Annotated in this window: 12 protein-coding genes, 2 tRNA genes and 2 rRNA genes; 10 read left to right on the forward strand and 6 right to left on the reverse strand. The window is 58.2% G+C overall.

Annotated elements, in window-relative coordinates:
* The first annotated feature begins 23 nt into the window (after positions 1-23).
* The 7 genes from PF1751_RS03245 (at position 24) to PF1751_RS03275 (ending at position 7,343) form a co-directional block, all read left to right on the forward strand.
* A tRNA-Ile gene (locus PF1751_RS03245) sits at positions 24-100 on the forward strand.
* A 30-nt stretch (positions 101-130) separates the two neighbouring features.
* A tRNA-Ala gene (locus PF1751_RS03250) sits at positions 131-206 on the forward strand.
* A gap of 249 nt (positions 207-455) precedes the next feature.
* Positions 456-3,347 (forward strand): 23S ribosomal RNA (locus PF1751_RS03255).
* A 156-nt stretch (positions 3,348-3,503) separates the two neighbouring features.
* Positions 3,504-3,619 (forward strand): 5S ribosomal RNA (gene rrf, locus PF1751_RS03260).
* A 158-nt stretch (positions 3,620-3,777) separates the two neighbouring features.
* Positions 3,778-4,437, forward strand: coding sequence for a paraquat-inducible protein A (locus tag PF1751_RS03265; RefSeq protein ID WP_010213403.1), 660 nt, complete (start codon positions 3,778-3,780; stop codon positions 4,435-4,437).
* Positions 4,424-5,047, forward strand: a complete 624-nt coding sequence (locus PF1751_RS03270; protein WP_010213402.1) for a paraquat-inducible protein A — start codon at positions 4,424-4,426, stop codon at positions 5,045-5,047. Before PF1751_RS03265 ends, PF1751_RS03270 begins: the two co-directional genes overlap by 14 nt.
* Positions 5,040-7,343, forward strand: a complete 2,304-nt coding sequence (locus PF1751_RS03275; protein WP_010213401.1) for a PqiB family protein — start codon at positions 5,040-5,042, stop codon at positions 7,341-7,343. Before PF1751_RS03270 ends, PF1751_RS03275 begins: the two co-directional genes overlap by 8 nt.
* Positions 7,344-7,404: 61 nt before the next feature.
* On the opposite strand, the gene mksF is transcribed toward PF1751_RS03275, so the two are convergent.
* From mksF to mksB, 3 genes are read right to left on the reverse strand one after another with little or no spacing between them, the layout of a single operon-like run.
* Positions 7,405-10,245 (reverse strand): Mks condensin complex protein MksF, encoded by a 2,841-nt coding sequence (gene mksF / locus PF1751_RS03280; protein WP_010213400.1) that lies wholly within the window; start codon positions 10,243-10,245, stop codon positions 7,405-7,407.
* Positions 10,242-10,949 carry an Mks condensin complex protein MksE gene (mksE, locus tag PF1751_RS03285; RefSeq protein ID WP_044286592.1) on the reverse strand — a complete coding sequence of 236 codons (708 nt, stop codon included), beginning with the start codon at positions 10,947-10,949 and terminating at the stop codon, positions 10,242-10,244. The genes mksF and mksE overlap by 4 nt, the downstream gene beginning before the upstream one ends.
* A complete protein-coding gene (gene mksB, locus PF1751_RS03290; RefSeq protein WP_010213398.1) occupies positions 10,939-12,216 on the reverse strand; it encodes an Mks condensin complex protein MksB in 1,278 nt (425 codons plus the stop codon). Before mksB ends, mksE begins: the two co-directional genes overlap by 11 nt.
* A 187-nt stretch (positions 12,217-12,403) precedes the next feature.
* On the opposite strand from mksB, the gene PF1751_RS03295 reads away from it, so the two are divergent.
* The gene (locus PF1751_RS03295; RefSeq protein ID WP_031291041.1) at positions 12,404-13,150 is read left to right on the forward strand and encodes a hypothetical protein; all 747 of its coding nucleotides are present in this window, start codon (positions 12,404-12,406) and stop codon (positions 13,148-13,150) included.
* Positions 13,143-13,595: a ribosomal protein S18-alanine N-acetyltransferase gene (gene rimI, locus PF1751_RS03300; RefSeq protein ID WP_010213396.1), complete on the forward strand. Its 453-nt coding sequence runs from the start codon at positions 13,143-13,145 to the stop codon at positions 13,593-13,595. Before PF1751_RS03295 ends, rimI begins: the two co-directional genes overlap by 8 nt.
* Before the next feature lie 120 nt (positions 13,596-13,715).
* On the opposite strand, the gene PF1751_RS03305 is transcribed toward rimI, so the two are convergent.
* Positions 13,716-14,120, reverse strand: a complete 405-nt coding sequence (locus PF1751_RS03305; protein WP_010213395.1) for a hypothetical protein — start codon at positions 14,118-14,120, stop codon at positions 13,716-13,718.
* Positions 14,121-14,259: 139 nt separating this feature from the next.
* On the opposite strand from PF1751_RS03305, the gene can reads away from it, so the two are divergent.
* Positions 14,260-14,904 carry a carbonate dehydratase gene (gene can, locus PF1751_RS03310; RefSeq protein WP_010213394.1) on the forward strand — a complete coding sequence of 215 codons (645 nt, stop codon included), beginning with the start codon at positions 14,260-14,262 and terminating at the stop codon, positions 14,902-14,904.
* Here can and PF1751_RS03315 read toward each other — a convergent pair.
* Together PF1751_RS03315 and PF1751_RS03320 are read right to left on the reverse strand one after the other, a co-directional pair.
* The gene (locus tag PF1751_RS03315) at positions 14,901-15,428 is read right to left on the reverse strand and encodes an SET domain-containing protein (protein WP_044286593.1); all 528 of its coding nucleotides are present in this window, start codon (positions 15,426-15,428) and stop codon (positions 14,901-14,903) included. The genes can and PF1751_RS03315 overlap by 4 nt on opposite strands.
* Positions 15,429-15,571: 143 nt before the next feature.
* Positions 15,572-16,741: a hypothetical protein gene (locus tag PF1751_RS03320; RefSeq protein WP_010213390.1), complete on the reverse strand. Its 1,170-nt coding sequence runs from the start codon at positions 16,739-16,741 to the stop codon at positions 15,572-15,574.
* Positions 16,742-16,830: the final 89 nt, after the last annotated feature.

The raw sequence follows: 16,830 nt of genomic DNA on the forward strand, positions 1-16,830 counted from the left end.
ACGATAAGAAGCAGCCCGAAATTGGGTCTGTAGCTCAGTTGGTTAGAGCGCACCCCTGATAAGGGTGAGGTCGGCAGTTCGAATCTGCCCAGACCCACCAATTTTGTGTGGGAAACGCCTGTAGAAATACGGGGCCATAGCTCAGCTGGGAGAGCGCCTGCCTTGCACGCAGGAGGTCAACGGTTCGATCCCGTTTGGCTCCACCACTACTGCTTCTGAAAGTTTTGAAAGCTTAGAAATGAGCATTCCATCGGGTTGATGATGAATGTTGATTTCTAGTCTTTGATTAGATCGTTCTTTAAAAATTTGGGTATGTGATAGAAAGATAGACTGAACGTTACTTTCACTGGTAACGGATCAGGCTAAGGTAAAATTTGTGAGTTCTCTTAATTGAGAAATTCGAATTTTCGGCGAATGTTGTCTTCACAGTATAACCAGATTGCTTGGGGTTATATGGTCAAGTGAAGAAGCGCATACGGTGGATGCCTTGGCAGTCAGAGGCGATGAAAGACGTGGTAGCCTGCGAAAAGCTTCGGGGAGTCGGCAAACAGACTTTGATCCGGAGATGTCTGAATGGGGGAACCCAGCCATCATAAGATGGTTATCTTGTACTGAATACATAGGTGCAAGAGGCGAACCAGGGGAACTGAAACATCTAAGTACCCTGAGGAAAAGAAATCAACCGAGATTCCCTTAGTAGTGGCGAGCGAACGGGGACTAGCCCTTAAGTGGCTTTGAGATTAGCGGAACGTTCTGGAAAGTACGGCCATAGTGGGTGATAGCCCTGTACGCGAAAATCTCTTAGTCATGAAATCGAGTAGGACGGAGCACGAGAAACTTTGTCTGAATATGGGGGGACCATCCTCCAAGGCTAAATACTACTGACTGACCGATAGTGAACTAGTACCGTGAGGGAAAGGCGAAAAGAACCCCGGAGAGGGGAGTGAAATAGATCCTGAAACCGTATGCGTACAAGCAGTGGGAGCCTACTTTGTTAGGTGACTGCGTACCTTTTGTATAATGGGTCAGCGACTTATTTTCAGTGGCGAGCTTAACCGAATAGGGGAGGCGTAGCGAAAGCGAGTCTTAATAGGGCGTCTAGTCGCTGGGAATAGACCCGAAACCGGGCGATCTATCCATGGGCAGGTTGAAGGTTGGGTAACACTAACTGGAGGACCGAACCGACTACCGTTGAAAAGTTAGCGGATGACCTGTGGATCGGAGTGAAAGGCTAATCAAGCTCGGAGATAGCTGGTTCTCCTCGAAAGCTATTTAGGTAGCGCCTCATGTATCACTGTAGGGGGTAGAGCACTGTTTCGGCTAGGGGGTCATCCCGACTTACCAAACCGATGCAAACTCCGAATACCTACAAGTGCCGAGCATGGGAGACACACGGCGGGTGCTAACGTCCGTCGTGAAAAGGGAAACAACCCAGACCGTCAGCTAAGGTCCCAAAGTTATGGTTAAGTGGGAAACGATGTGGGAAGGCTTAGACAGCTAGGAGGTTGGCTTAGAAGCAGCCACCCTTTAAAGAAAGCGTAATAGCTCACTAGTCGAGTCGGCCTGCGCGGAAGATGTAACGGGGCTCAAACCATACACCGAAGCTACGGGTATCACGTAAGTGATGCGGTAGAGGAGCGTTCTGTAAGCCTGTGAAGGTGAGTTGAGAAGCTTGCTGGAGGTATCAGAAGTGCGAATGCTGACATGAGTAACGACAATGGGTGTGAAAAACACCCACGCCGAAAGACCAAGGTTTCCTGCGCAACGTTAATCGACGCAGGGTTAGTCGGTCCCTAAGGCGAGGCTGAAAAGCGTAGTCGATGGAAAACAGGTTAATATTCCTGTACTTCTGGTTATTGCGATGGAGGGACGGAGAAGGCTAGGCCAGCTTGGCGTTGGTTGTCCAAGTTTAAGGTGGTAGGCTGAGATCTTAGGTAAATCCGGGATCTTAAGGCCGAGAGCTGATGACGAGTTAACTTTTAGTTAACGAAGTGGTTGATGCCATGCTTCCAAGAAAAGCTTCTAAGCTTCAGGTAACCAGGAACCGTACCCCAAACCGACACAGGTGGTTGGGTAGAGAATACCAAGGCGCTTGAGAGAACTCGGGTGAAGGAACTAGGCAAAATGGCACCGTAACTTCGGGAGAAGGTGCGCCGGTGAGGGTGAAGGACTTGCTCCGTAAGCTCATGCCGGTCGAAGATACCAGGCCGCTGCGACTGTTTATTAAAAACACAGCACTCTGCAAACACGAAAGTGGACGTATAGGGTGTGACGCCTGCCCGGTGCCGGAAGGTTAATTGATGGGGTTAGCTAACGCGAAGCTCTTGATCGAAGCCCCGGTAAACGGCGGCCGTAACTATAACGGTCCTAAGGTAGCGAAATTCCTTGTCGGGTAAGTTCCGACCTGCACGAATGGCGTAACGATGGCGGCGCTGTCTCCACCCGAGACTCAGTGAAATTGAAATCGCTGTGAAGATGCAGTGTATCCGCGGCTAGACGGAAAGACCCCGTGAACCTTTACTATAGCTTTGCACTGGACTTTGAATTTGCTTGTGTAGGATAGGTGGGAGGCTTTGAAGCGTGGACGCCAGTTCGCGTGGAGCCATCCTTGAAATACCACCCTGGCAACTTTGAGGTTCTAACTCAGGTCCGTTATCCGGATCGAGGACAGTGTATGGTGGGTAGTTTGACTGGGGCGGTCTCCTCCTAAAGAGTAACGGAGGAGTACGAAGGTGCGCTCAGACCGGTCGGAAATCGGTCGTAGAGTATAAAGGCAAAAGCGCGCTTGACTGCGAGACAGACACGTCGAGCAGGTACGAAAGTAGGTCTTAGTGATCCGGTGGTTCTGTATGGAAGGGCCATCGCTCAACGGATAAAAGGTACTCCGGGGATAACAGGCTGATACCGCCCAAGAGTTCATATCGACGGCGGTGTTTGGCACCTCGATGTCGGCTCATCACATCCTGGGGCTGAAGCCGGTCCCAAGGGTATGGCTGTTCGCCATTTAAAGTGGTACGCGAGCTGGGTTTAGAACGTCGTGAGACAGTTCGGTCCCTATCTGCCGTGGACGTTTGAGATTTGAGAGGGGCTGCTCCTAGTACGAGAGGACCGGAGTGGACGAACCTCTGGTGTTCCGGTTGTCACGCCAGTGGCATTGCCGGGTAGCTATGTTCGGAATAGATAACCGCTGAAAGCATCTAAGCGGGAAACTAGCCTCAAGATGAGATCTCACTGGAACCTTGAGTTCCCTGAAGGGCCGTCGAAGACTACGACGTTGATAGGTTGGGTGTGTAAGCGCTGTGAGGCGTTGAGCTAACCAATACTAATTGCCCGTGAGGCTTGACCATATAACACCCAAGCAATTTGACTACTCTAACGAGCATCAGATTGCGGTGTGTGAAGATGATACGAACCGAAAGTTCGATATCTCACAAAACACCGATCTGTCACATACCCAATTTGCTGAAGCGAGGCCATCAGGTCACGACTCAGTACCCGAATTTCTTGACGACCATAGAGCATTGGAACCACCTGATCCCATCCCGAACTCAGCAGTGAAACGATGCATCGCCGATGGTAGTGTGGGGTTTCCCCATGTGAGAGTAGGTCATCGTCAAGATTAAATTCCGAAACCCCATTTGCGAAAGCAGATGGGGTTTTGTTTTGGGCGGTCGAAAACATTAGCGCCTCGAATCCCCCGACAAATTTGCACAGTTATTTCTGAACCAGACCACTAGAATAGGCACCTAACCTTTTTTTAGAGTCCGAGCCCTACTTATGCCCGATCCGGTTGATGCCCTTGAGGTGTCGGATTTACCGCTGGACGACCTGGTGGCATGCCATGAGTGCGACTTGCTGATGCGCAAACCAGTGCTCGCCCTTGGCGAAAAAGCCCAATGCCCGCGTTGCGGTTACGAGCTATACGCTCACCGCCACAACGTCGTTGAGCGAAGCCTCGCCTTGGTGCTGGCGGCGTTGCTGTTGTACATCCCCGCGAACTTTCTGCCGATCATGCAGCTCAATCTACTTGGGCAGTCCTCTGAAGACACGGTATGGAGCGGCGTCGTTGGCTTGTTCGATACCGGCATGCAAGGCGTTGCCGCCGTGGTATTCCTATGCAGCATGGGTATCCCATTGCTCAAGCTGCTTTGCCAGTTGGCAGTGTTGCTCAGCATTCGCTGGAACATCGGCCGCAGTTATGGACTGCTGTTTTACCGCATCTACCATCACATGAAAGACTGGGGGATGTTGGAGGTCTATCTGATGGGCGTACTGGTGGCGATCGTTAAACTCGCCGACATGGCCGCCATCACGGTGGGCCTGGGTCTTGTCTGTTTCGTCAGCTTATTAATGGTTCAGGTGCTGCTTGAGGTGGTGATGTCGCCCCACCAGATCTGGCAAGCGTTGTCAGGAGAGGATGATCATGCGGGCGATTGATGCAGGCATTCTGATTTGTACCGAATGCCATGAGTTGAACAAGCAAGACCCCGATAGCGACGAGCAGCTCTGCACGCGCTGCGGTGCGTTGATCCATGCGCGGCGCCCCAATAGCCTCACTCGCACCTGGGCGTTGCTGATCACTGCGGCAATTTTGTACATCCCCGCCAACCTGCTCCCCATCATGACGATCAATTCCTTGGGGCAGGGGGATCCCAGTACCATCATGGCCGGTGTGATCCAACTCGTTCAGCACGGCATGTTCCCTATCGCCGCCGTGGTGTTTATCGCCAGTATCCTGGTGCCGACATTTAAGCTGGTCGGCATAGGTCTGCTACTGTTCTCGGTGCAGCGTCACCAACCGCTGTCCGCGCAACAACGCATTGTGATGTACCGTTTTATCGAATTCATTGGCCGCTGGTCCATGCTGGATATCTTCGTGATCGCCATCCTGGTGGCGGTTGTAAACTTTGGGCGACTTGCCAGCGTCGAGGCTAATCTCGGCGCGGCAGCGTTCGCCAGTGTGGTGATCTTGACGATGCTTGCCGCAGTAACTTTCGATCCCCGACTGATTTGGGATAACACGGAGTCGGACGACGACCATGAGTGATTTGCCTAAAGCTAAAACCCGCCCAGCTTCCAACTGGTCGGCTATTTGGGTGCTGCCCCTGATTGCCCTGATCATCGGTGGCTGGCTGGGGTGGCGTGCCTATTCCCAACAAGGCATCGATATCCAGGTGCGCTTTGAAAGCGGCGAAGGCATCCAGGTCAACAAGACCGAAGTGGTCTACAAAGGTATGCCGGTGGGCAAGGTCAAGGCTCTGGCCTTGGACGACGAGGGTAACAATCGCGGGGTGATCGCCACCATCGAGATGAACAAGGACGTCGACCAATACCTCAAAACCAATACGCGCTTCTGGCTGGTCAAACCGAGCGTTAGCCTCGCCGGTATCACCGGCCTGGAAACCCTGGTGTCAGGCAACTACATCGCCGCCAGCCCAGGCGACGGTGAACCCACGCGCAAATTCAAGGCGCTCTCCGAAGAGCCGCCGTTGTCCGACGCGAAACCGGGCCTGCACTTGACCGTCAAGGCCGACCGCCTTGGTTCGCTCAACCGTGGCAGTCCGGTGTTCTACAAACAGATCCAGGTCGGTCAGGTCAAAAGCTACTTGCTCTCCGAAGACCAGAGCACGGTCGAGATCAAGGTCTACATCGAGCCAACCTACGCCAGTCTTGTGCGTAAACACACACGGTTCTGGAACGCCAGCGGCATCAGCATCGACGCCAATCTCTCCGGTGTAAAAGTCCGCAGCGAATCCCTTTCCAGCATCGTCGCCGGCGGCATCGCCTTCGCCACGCCGGAAAATCGCAAGGACAGCCCGCCCACGGATCCGAGCCTGCCCTTCCGTTTGTACGAGGATTTTGACGCGGCCGCAGCCGGCATCCGGGTCAAGGTCAAGCTCACCGACTTCGAAGGTCTGCAAGCTGGCCGTACGCCAGTGATGTACAAAGGCATCCAGGTCGGTAGCCTGAAAACCCTGAAGGTCGACCCGGACCTGTCCAGCGCCAACGCAGAACTGACCCTCGACCCACTGGCCGAGGATTACCTGGTGCAAGACACCCAGTTCTGGGTGGTCAAACCTTCGATTTCCCTGGCCGGCATCACCGGGCTTGAAGCCTTGGTCAAAGGCAATTACATCGCCATCCGCCCTGGTGACAAAGGCACCGCCCCACAGCGCGAATTCGTTGCCCGCGCCAAGGCTCCACCGTTGGACCTGCGCTCACCAGGCCTGCACATGGTGTTGTTCACCGACAACCTCGGCTCCCTGGATGTCGGCAGTCCGATCCTCTACAAGCAGGTCAAGGTCGGCTCGGTGCAGAGCTACCAGTTCTCGCGCAAGAACAAGCAATTGGTGATCGGCGTCCATATCGAGAAGGAATACGAAAACCTGGTCAACGGCTCGACGCGTTTCTGGAATGCCAGCGGCGTCACCCTGACCGGTGGCCTCACAGGCGGCATCCAGGTCAAGAGTGAATCCCTGGCCAGCCTGATGGCCGGCGGCATCGCCTTCGAAACCCCGGAGCCGAACGTGCCTCTGAAAAAGCGCATCCCGCGTTTCCGCTTGTTTGCCGACCGCGAAGCCGCCAACCAACACGGCACCTTGGTGACCATCAAGGTCGACCGCGCCGATGGCATGCGTCCTGGCACGCCCGTACGTTTCAAAGGTTTGGACGTCGGTAAGATTGAGAGTGTCGACCTGAGTGCCGACATGCAATCGGTGCTGCTCAGCGCCCGTATCACCCAAGTGGCAGACCGCATTGCCCGCGCCGGCAGTCAGTTCTGGGTGGTCAAGCCTGAGCTGGGACTGATGAAAACCTCTAACCTGGAAACCCTGGTCACCGGGCAATACATTGAAGTGCTGCCAGCGGCGAAAAATGCCGGCCCACAAAAGAGTTTCGTCGCGCTGGATCAACCCCCAGAAGCCGTGCACCAGGAAGCTGGCTTGAGCCTCACCCTCAGCGCCGCACGCCGCGGTTCACTGAAGGAAGGCGTACCGGTCACTTACCGTGAAGTCACCGTGGGCAAAGTGACCGGCTACGAATTGGGCCAGACCGCTGACCGCGTACTGATCCACATCCTGATCGAGCCCAAGTACGCTCCCCTGGTGCGCAGCGGCAGCCGCTTCTGGAACACCAGTGGCTTTGGTCTCGACTTTGGGCTGTTCAAAGGCGCGACGGTACGCACCGAGTCCCTGGAAACCCTGGTCGCCGGCGGTATCGCCTTCGCCACCCCAGACGGTGAGCGCATGGGCAACCCCGCCCGCCCACAGCAAACCTTCGCGCTGTTCGACAAGTTCGAAGATGAATGGCTGACCTGGGCGCCTAAAATCCCACTCGGCAAATAAACGCCGACAAAAAAGGCCGCGATCCCGAAGATCGCGGCCTTTTGCATTTCAGCGAAACAAATCAGACTTCATCCAACTCCGGCTCATCCGCCTGCACATTCATTGTCGCCTTCACCACATCGTGGCGACGGATGTACTTCCAGTCCGCCTCGTCGATATAGATCCCGTTCGGCCCACTGCCGCCTTCCAGGTCGATCGCCACCTGGGCGGATACTTGTGGCTTCACGCTGGCCAAAATCGGCACGAAGCCCAGCTGCAAGCTGGTTTCCAGCAACGCCGCCTGGTTCTTCTCGTCGATGTCCGCCGCTTCGTCAAGGTAGTACGGCAAGCGCACACGCCCAGCCTGGTCGCGGTCCATCAAGTGCAGCAACAGATACATGTTGGTCAGCGCCTTGATGGTCATGGTGGTGCCGTTGGACGCCGCACCATCGATGTCGGTGTGAATCACTGGCTGGCCATGCACCTTGGTGATTTCGAACGCCAGCTCGAACAAGTCCTTGAGGCCCAACTGGTTATGGTTGGCCGCCACCAGGCGAGCCAGGTATTCCTTGGCTTCTTCGTTCTTGTTGTCTTGTTCGGCGCTCTGGCTCAGGTCGAACACCGACAGCGTCTCGCCTTCTTCATACTGGCCGGCACTGTGGATGATCTGGTCGATATGCTTGAGGGCTTCCTTGTTCGGCGCGAGCACGATGCGGAAGCTTTGCAGGTTGGAGACCTGGCGTTTGTTGATCTCACGGTTGAACAGCGCCAACTGGTGCTCAAGGCTGTCGTAGTCGCTGCGAATATTGCGCAGGGTCCGCGCAATGTCGGTGACCGCCGCACGGCGCGCCTTGCCCAACGTCAGGGCTTCATCGGTACGGTGTGCATAGGCGTTGATCAACAACTGCAGGCGACGCTCGACATCGTCCTCGCTGTCGAACTTGGCCACGCCCTTGAGACGTACCTGGGCATACAGTGCTTCGATCTGCCCATCGGCGCGCAGCAGACCTTGCCAGCTGTCCTGATAGTCATTGAGCAGGGGCAGCAGGTTGTCCATGGAGTCGTCGACCGGGTCCATGAACGGCGTACCGAATGGCAAGTCCGCCGGCAGCAGTTGACGACGGCGCAATGCGTCATCCAGCGTGCGTTGCTTGGCTTCCATATCGCCGATCTGACGGCCCACCAGTTGCAGCTTGGCCGACAGCTGCTGGACGCGTTCAGTGAAGGCATCACTGGAGCGTTTCAACTCATCCTGCGCTGCTTCCATCTGCGCCAGGTTTTCCAGCTTCTCGCCTTCCTCCGCGCTCAGGGTTTGTGCACGGCGGAAGTCTTCCAGCGCCTTTTGTGCATCCAGCACCTGTTGGTACAGCGCTTCGGTCTGAGTCTTGCTCGCAGCGCGGTCAGACGCGACGGCCTGCTGGGTTTTCAGTTGCTTGAGTTCTTTTTCCAGGCGCTCTTTCTGGTCGCGCAATGCCGCGCGATCCGCAAGCGCCTGCAACGCCGGCGGTTCGATGTGGGAGATGTCGATGGACAGCCCCGGTACTTCAAAGCGCTCGCCTTTGAAGCCATCGAGGATCTGCTCCAGGGATTTGACCCACTGGCCATCCTCGTCCAGCGTGATGCCATGCTCGCCCAACGGCAGGCTGAACAACGAACTGTTGAACAGACGCATCAGACGCTCGACATCCTGCTGTGAGAATTCTTCCCGCAGCTTGGCGTAGCTGTTGTTGTCCGCATGGTCGAGCTGCTGTTTGACCGACTTCAGGCGCTTTTCCAGGTCGCGCAGACGCTCGTCCAGATCCTCGGCGCTGAACTGCCGCGACTGCGCCAATGCGCCCGCCAGCTCATCGTGAGCATCCTTGGCTGCCAGCAGCTGTTGCTCTAGCACCTTCACGTCATCCACCAGCGCAAAGCGATGTTTGAGCACCGACAGCTCACCCAGCCAACGCTGGATCCCGCTGATCTCACGCTCCAGGCGCATCAATTCCTGGGTGCCGCCGCGCTGGTCATTCTGCAGCGCGTCCTGCTCGTTACGGTAATGCTCGGCCTGAATGGTCAGTTCTTCCTTGCGCGCACTGGCGTAGTCCGACCAGGTGCCCAGCAACGAATCCAGCAAGGGTGACAGGCGATGCAATTTGCCGCGCAGGATGTCGCGTTGTTTCACGCCGTTGGAAAGCGCTTCGACCAATGGACCGGCGGCGACCAAGGAGTTGTAGTCCTGCTCCATGCGCCTTACATCGCGGAAGGCTTCTTCGCACGCAGCGATGTAATCCACGCTGCCGGAACGCAGGCTGTGTTCAAACGCATCGAGGAACAGCTGCTTGAGCTTGGCCGCGGTGATTTCCCGCATGTGCAGCAGGTTGATAAACAGCGCGCGGAAGGTCTTCAGGCTTTGTTCGCTGGTGGAGCGCAGCGGAATCAGGGTCAAGTCCAGCGGGATCGACGTATGGCCGCCCACCAGCAAACGACGTAGCTCATCGGGCTTGAGTTCGTAGGCTTTCAAACCCTCGCGCTCAAGGTTGGTGAACAGCTCCTTCTGGCGCAGGCAGGTGTCGTTCTTCTGGTAGTGGGCCAAGTCCAGCTTGCCGGCATAGGCGAAGAACTGGTGACCGAAACCACCGCCCGGGCCGCGACCGACCACGCCGATCACGTGCGGGCCGTGGGGTAGAGAGACCTCCACCAGGATGTAGCTGGTATCGGTGGCGAAATAGAAACGCCGCGATTGCTCCAGGGTGTACTTGCCGAAACTCATGTCCGACATGCGCGCCAGGATCGGGAACTGCAAGGCGTTGATCGACGCGGATTTACCCAGGTTGTTCGCGCCATACACCGACAGCGGTTCTTCCAGTGGGAACAGGCCCAGGCTGTAACCGGCGGTGTTCAATAGGGCGAAGCGGCGGATGCCGTAGCGTTCCTTACTCATGCGTCGGTCTCCTGTTCTTCGGCAATGGCGCGGGCCAGGGCGTCTTCTTCGCTTTCGTCCGCAAAGTCACTCAAGTCCAGCGGGTCATCGGTTTTCAGCAATTTCTCATCGCTGTCTTCGTCGATGATCACCGGTGCCGGCAGCGGCAACACGCTATGGATGCTGGCCGCAAGATCGCGGTCCTGCTGCACCGACAGGCACACATCGAGGAAACGGTGCATTGGCGGCAGGAAGCGATAGATGCCGTTGTCTTCGCTGGCGAACCCGAGTTGAGTCATGCGGCGCATGATTTTCTCTTCGAGCTCTTCCTGGGTCTGCACTTCGGCCTGGATAAACAGGTCGCGGTACTTCTCCAGCAGCGACGGCAGTTCATCACGGCCCAGGCTGCCACCATCCAGCACGGCAATCGGGTCACGGCCCTGATCGGCCAGGTGCTCGACGATGATGAAGGTGAACAACGCCAGGCGCTGGGCGGTCTTGTTAACCTGCGCGGCGGCCACGGCGGTGTCCGGCACGAAGTAGTAGAAGCCGCGGGTATCGCAGACCAGCTCAAAGCCCAAAGCCTTGAACAGCGTGCGGTACTGGTCTTGGAAGTTCGACAGTTGCGCGTACAGCTCCGGGTCGCGGCGGCTGACGTGGTAACCCTTGAACAGCTCGCGAAAGATCGGCGCCAGATGGGACAGTTCGGATAGATCAAGATGCATGAGGTGTACTCGCAGAGTGCTCGGCGACGTCGGATCCAGCCGGGAGCAGGGCGAATGAGCGCAGGCTGACCTGGTGCTCGTGTGTGTGGTAATCGCGGCGTTCCAGGCGCTCGCGCTTGAAGCGTTTTTCGCGGGACAGGCGCGAGAACCAGTACAGCAATTCGTCGGTGGCGCCGTCCGGTTCCTGTTCCAGCAGCCAGGTCATCAGATCCGGCATCGGCAGTGCGTCTTCGCAGCGCTCGAGCATCTCCTTGACCGTGCGCGGTGCGCGCTGGGCGTCGCCCTTGTGGGACTTGTGCGCCTTGGGGAAACGCGCCGGTTTCGGCTCGAAATTCGCCAGGGCGTACACATAGGCTTCGACCTGGCTGGCACTGCCGAGAAACGTGCTTTGCGGCCGGGTGAACATCGGCATCGCCGCTTGCGGCACCGCGTCCAGGCCTTTGCGGCGAATCGCCGACAGCGCCAGCGCCGCGCCACGGGTCACGGCATTGTGTCGGCGGGCTTCTTCACGCAGTGGCAGCAACAGCTCGCGGGCGTGACGCAAGGTCAGCTGGGCGCTGGTCTGCATTTCGAGGATGCGCGCGTGAGTGCGCAGCAGCATGTCGTCATCCACCAGGTGGCCGAGGCGCTGTTGCTCGGTGAGCATGCGCAGCAGCACATTCTCCACCTTGCGCACGCCTTGCTCGAACGCGCCGTCGGCGTTCACCAATTGGATCATCGGTTCGACGTACTCGTCCCAGGTGGCCAACACCTCCGCGTAACGCTGGCGCAACGGGATCTGCCGGTCGCTGGTCTTGGCGCGGTCGGCCACGGCAGCGAGGGCCTGTTCGTCGTTGGCGAGTTTTTTCAGCACGTCCCGCACGCGCATGTCGAGCAGGCGCAGTTGGCGGGCCAGGTCGTGGCCATCACGGATGTCGAAGGCGTCCTGGATATAACCCGCCAGGCGCTCAAGGTGGCGCAGGTAGGCTTCGATTTCCAGGCACAGGCCAAGCCGGTGCTCCTTGCGAAGATAGGCGAGGAAGTCGTGGATCTGTGCGTTGAGCTCGAAACGGTTCGGGCTCTTGGCGACAGGCACCAGGATATCCAGGCGAATCCACACGTCCAGCAGGCTGGTGATGTCCTGGGGCGTGCTGTCCAGTTGTTGGGCGGCCAATTGTGCGCGCAGTTCACCCAGGCTCAGGGTGCCTTGGTCGAAGTGTTCGCACAGTGGCTCAAGTAAGGCCCAGTGTTCGGCGAGGGCGCGCAGGACGCGCTTGGGTTCGATCATGGGAATGGCCGGCTGGTTGGCGATTAAAAGTCGCGATTGTACTGCATCGGGCGCGGGATTTATCCACAGCCGGTCAGTGCGCAGTGGGCGATTGTTGCCGAACAGCGGTAGAATCCCCGCTCTTTAGTTATCCACAAGTGGCCGAGCTGTGCTTATCGAGTCCCGACGTCGCGCTTACTTGACCGCCATGCAGGTGGTCAACTGGCTGCCCCGCACCGAACTGCCGTTTGCCGCGCCGTCGCGGCCGGAGCTGTTGCAGGCGCTTGAGCCCTTTGAGGCGTTCGAGTCGTCGGGCGAGGAGGCGGCCGCGCCGGTGGCGGTGGTCAAGCCTGCGCCTGAGACGCGCCCGGTCGTCGAACGGGCGAAGGTCGAAGTGCCGCGTCCGTCGCCGGTGACCAAGGCCGCCAAGGTGGTGGAAGAGGCGGCGCCGGTGGTCAAGGCCCCGGTGGTGCCGCCACCGCGTTTTGCCCTGCAATTGCTGCGTGCCGGACGCTGTCTGCTGCTGGTGGAATTGCCCACCGGCGAACGTTTCCAGACCCGCGACCCTGCCTACATGCTGCTCAAGGACATGCTGCGCGCCGCCGGCCTGCCCGACAGCCCGCAGATCGTCGGCGACCCGGTGCGCTGGCCGCTTCTGGTCCGCGGCAACATGGACCAGGGCCCGGAAGCCGCTCGGGATTTTGTGCAAGGTTTTGTGTCGGCACGCCTGGAGGACGAACCCTGTGTGTGCCTGTGGCTGATCGGCCTGCCCGCCGTGCGCTTTGCCGGCGAAGCCAATGCCGAAGCCTGGTATCGCGAACTGCAGGTCGAAGGCCTGGGTTCGGTATGGGCCCTGCCGGGCCTGGAATTATTAATGGAAGAGCCACAGCGTAAGGCTGATGTCTGGCAAGCCATGCGCCGGCTGATGGCGCGCTGGAAAACAACCGATGAGTGAGGCTTTATCCTTCCGCCCGATGACCGAGGCTGACCTCGACGCCGTGCTGAAAATCGAATACGCGGCGTTCAGCCATCCCTGGACCCGTGGCATTTTTCTCGATGGGCTGGGCAAGTACCAGATCTGGCTGATGTTCGAAGGGGAGCAGCAGGTGGGGCATGGCGTGGTGCAGATCATCCTCGACGAAGCGCACCTGTTGAACATCACCGTAAAGCCGGAGAATCAGGGCCGCGGCCTTGGCCTGGCGCTGTTGGAACACTTGATGTCCCGTGCCTACGCCGCCAGTGCACGTGAGTGCTTCCTGGAGGTGCGTGACAGCAATACTGGCGCGTTCCGCCTGTATGAGCGCTATGGCTTCAATGAAATTGGTCGGCGTCGAGATTACTACCCTGCCATCGGGGGCCGCGAAGACGCGGTCGTCATGGCCTGCACGTTGGTGGATTAACCACAAATCCAAATGTGGGAGCGGGCTTGCTCGCGAAAGCAGTGTGTCAGTCAAGATATCGGTCGACTGGCACTCCGCATTCGTGAGCAAGCTCGCTCTCACCTGTTGAACCGCGTTTTTTCAGCGGTTGCCGTCAATCGGATCAAGGTCGGCCAGCTCTGCCTCATCCAACCCATTCCCGCCGCCAATTTCATCTTCATCGACGATACTCAAGTCCCAATCCGCCTGCTCGCCTTCACCGGCTTCCTGGGCATCCCGCGCACCGTCTTCATGGATCAGCGTTTCCGGGCTCATGTCATCATCCGTAGACTCATGATCCGCCGTCGAAGCGCCCGTCATCCCGGCCTCACGCACCCGCTCTTCGGGCATCAGATGCTCGCGCTCGCGAGGTGGAATCTCATCGCCAATCTCTGCCGTAGGCGCTTCCTCGTCAAAATCCAGCTCGCGCATCGAGCCCATCCGGTCTTCGTTGTCGTCAATGGGTTCAGGCTGCGTAGCGCCGTAGGGACGTCGTGATTCAGTCATGGCCAATCCTCATACTGTGGGGCTTATAGTGTGTGGACAGGCTGCGCGTCCCAAAGATTCAAGCTAATTTGCGTGCGGCGTGACCTGGACGAAGGGTTGTCAGTCACAAAACTGCGCATCATTCCTGAGGCTTTCCCTGATGAACGAACTACAAGACCTGCTTGATAACAACGAACGCTGGGCGGACGCGATCAAACAGGAAGATCCCGAATTCTTCGCCAAGCTCGCCCGCCAACAAACCCCGGAATACCTGTGGATCGGCTGTTCCGACGCCCGCGTCCCGGCCAACGAAATCGTCGGCATGCTGCCGGGTGATCTGTTCGTGCACCGTAACGTGGCCAACGTGGTGCTGCACACCGACCTCAATTGCCTGTCGGTGATCCAGTACGCGGTGGACGTGCTCAAGGTCAAACACATTCTCGTCACCGGCCACTATGGCTGTGGCGGCGTGCGTGCTTCGATGCAGGACCGGCAGTTCGGCTTGATCGACGGCTGGCTGCGCACCATTCGTGATCTTTATTACGAAAACCGTGACCTGCTGGCCCAGCTGCCGACCGAAGAAGAGCGCGTCGACCGCCTGTGCGAGCTGAATGTGATCCAGCAAGTGGCCAACGTTGGCCATACCAGCATTGTGCAAAACGCCTGGCACCGTGGGCAGAGCCTGTCGATCCATGGCTGCATCTACGGCATCAAGGATGGCCGCTGGAAGAGCTTGAACACCACCATCAGTGGTTTCGAGCAGCTGCCGCCGCAGTATCGCCTGCGTCCGTTGGGTGAAGCCTAAGAGCGTTTGCGCTCGCGCCACCGGGCCATGAACGCCTGCCCCTCGGCGTTCAGCGGCTCGTCACGGCCGGTAATCCAGCCCCGGCAGTTGAGTTCGCCACACTGGCAGGCGAACTGTCGGAACAGCGCGTCTTCGGTCACCGCGTAATCCATGGTCAGCAGGGCGCCGGCAGGGATTTCATGCAGGGCCCAGACCTCCAGGTAGTGCACGTCGAGAAACACGTTCGGTTTGCACGAATGCGACAGCAGCCCACTGAACCAACAGTCGTAGAGGTGGATGCGCGGCGACAGCTGCAAGGTGTGCAGGCGTCGCTCGCTCAAGACGTAGCCGGAGATCCTGGCGATGCATACACGCCCGTCAAAGGCCGCGAGAGTCTTGACCCCGGCAACCCTGCCGCCGGGGGCCTGTATGACCTCGAATTGCGTGCTCGACGGGTAGCCTTGTCCTTTTGCCAGCTCTGATTTGAAAGGGTAAAGGCAGTCACTTACCGCGGTTCTAGCCTTATCCATGGCTTGAGTCTTCATAACTCTCCTGGCTTAGGCTGCATCGACCAGAGGGTGGGGCTGACTACCAGTCTTGCAGCTGTTGGACGCGGCTCAAGACTCGCTGAACAGGTAGCCGATTGCTACTGTCAATGTTGACAGTCAAATCGGCTTTTTTGTGCGAACTATAGCGCCGGCGCCGCAATGGCCGGTGCGGGGGCCGCGTTCTTCAGTTGTTTCAACTGGGTCTTGATGGCCGGCGTGGCGCATTTGGCGTTGGCCTCCTCCGTGGACAGGTTGCGCACCGAGGTATAGAACAACTCGCAGGTTTGCTCCTTGCGTGTGACCTGCCAGGTGTTCATGCACGCCTTGAGCAACACATTCGGATCGCTTGCCGGTTTCTGCCCCATCCCGGCTTGCCAGCAGGCGGCGCTCAGATCCTGGCCCATCACCTTCAACCCGGCCTCGTCGGCTTTCTGCTCGTTGCCGTCGTAAGTGTCGGGGCTCGCGGCATACCAAATGTAACTCGGGTGGTTGGCGCCCAGCACCGGGACGGTCTTGCCGGCGACCGGGCTGATCTGCGCCAGGCCCAGCACCGCCACGGTCTGCCCGTATTGTTGCTTGATCCAGCTGCGCACCGGTGCACCGAACGCCACCATCGGCAACGCTCCTTTGGCCGGCAGACTCAGTTCCTGGACCATGCGCGTCTGGTATTCAGTGAAGTAGCCGTAGACGGTTTCCAGGTCCTTGCCCGCGTTGGACGGCGCGGCGATGGGCGCGATATCAATGATGGTCTGGTAAGCCGGTGTTTCAGTAGCCGGGATACCGTTCTCCGTGAGCAGGGTGGCCCAACGGTCGGTGGTGGCCGATTCCAGGTAGTCCTGGGCCTGGGTCAGCGAGTAATCCGGCGGGAAGTGCAGCAACTCGATGCTTTTGCGGTTCTCCAGGGCCATGCCCAGCGGCAGGAACAGGTACCAGTTATAGGCCCATTTGCCGTCGCTGTTGAGCTTGCTCGCGCCTTGGTAGGCCAGGTCAGCGGTGTTGAGTAGCGTGGTCAAGGGCTGGCCGTAGCCGTCCGGCACGCCGGTGAACGTCGCCGACACCTGCCCGTCACGGGTTTTGACGCTGACCTTGGCGCGGTTGTAACCGTCACGCTGCAGGCTCTGGTTCAAATAATGCTCGGCAGTCTGCTCGAGCGTCCACGGCCGGAAGCAGATCACGTTGCAGTTATTGGGGAACGCGAACAACTGGGTCACACGTTGCGTGCTGCCCAGTTGCACCTCGATGTCGGCCTGTACGGCCGCACTGGACAGCAGTGCGGCCAGGGTGAATGACAACCTGTTCGGTTTGAACATACTCGATTCCTTGTCAGCGAAAGCCCGTCTGCGCGGGGTGAAAGCCCACGTGCACACAGTAGCGGTTGACCAGGGAAATCGCGTGCTAA

Origin of the sequence: Pseudomonas simiae (assembly GCF_000934565.1) — a bacterium.
Classification (GTDB): Bacteria; Pseudomonadota; Gammaproteobacteria; order Pseudomonadales; family Pseudomonadaceae; genus Aquipseudomonas; species Aquipseudomonas simiae.

Excerpts from the sequence above, each read along its gene's own strand:
- mksF (WP_010213400.1), bottom strand. The coding sequence starts at position 10,245 with ATGAGTAAGGAACGCTACGGCATCCGCCGCTTCGCCCTATTGAACACC.
- PF1751_RS03320 (WP_010213390.1), bottom strand. The coding sequence starts at position 16,741 with ATGTTCAAACCGAACAGGTTGTCATTCACCCTGGCCGCACTGCTGTCC.
- PF1751_RS03305 (WP_010213395.1), bottom strand. The coding sequence starts at position 14,120 with ATGACTGAATCACGACGTCCCTACGGCGCTACGCAGCCTGAACCCATT.
- PF1751_RS03270 (WP_010213402.1), top strand. The coding sequence starts at position 4,424 with ATGCGGGCGATTGATGCAGGCATTCTGATTTGTACCGAATGCCATGAG.
- PF1751_RS03265 (WP_010213403.1), top strand. The coding sequence starts at position 3,778 with ATGCCCGATCCGGTTGATGCCCTTGAGGTGTCGGATTTACCGCTGGAC.
- PF1751_RS03295 (WP_031291041.1), top strand. The coding sequence starts at position 12,404 with ATGCAGGTGGTCAACTGGCTGCCCCGCACCGAACTGCCGTTTGCCGCG.
- rimI (WP_010213396.1), top strand. The coding sequence starts at position 13,143 with ATGAGTGAGGCTTTATCCTTCCGCCCGATGACCGAGGCTGACCTCGAC.
- can (WP_010213394.1), top strand. The coding sequence starts at position 14,260 with ATGAACGAACTACAAGACCTGCTTGATAACAACGAACGCTGGGCGGAC.
- PF1751_RS03315 (WP_044286593.1), bottom strand. The coding sequence starts at position 15,428 with ATGAAGACTCAAGCCATGGATAAGGCTAGAACCGCGGTAAGTGACTGC.
- mksB (WP_010213398.1), bottom strand. The coding sequence starts at position 12,216 with ATGATCGAACCCAAGCGCGTCCTGCGCGCCCTCGCCGAACACTGGGCC.
- PF1751_RS03275 (WP_010213401.1), top strand. The coding sequence starts at position 5,040 with ATGAGTGATTTGCCTAAAGCTAAAACCCGCCCAGCTTCCAACTGGTCG.
- mksE (WP_044286592.1), bottom strand. The coding sequence starts at position 10,949 with ATGCATCTTGATCTATCCGAACTGTCCCATCTGGCGCCGATCTTTCGC.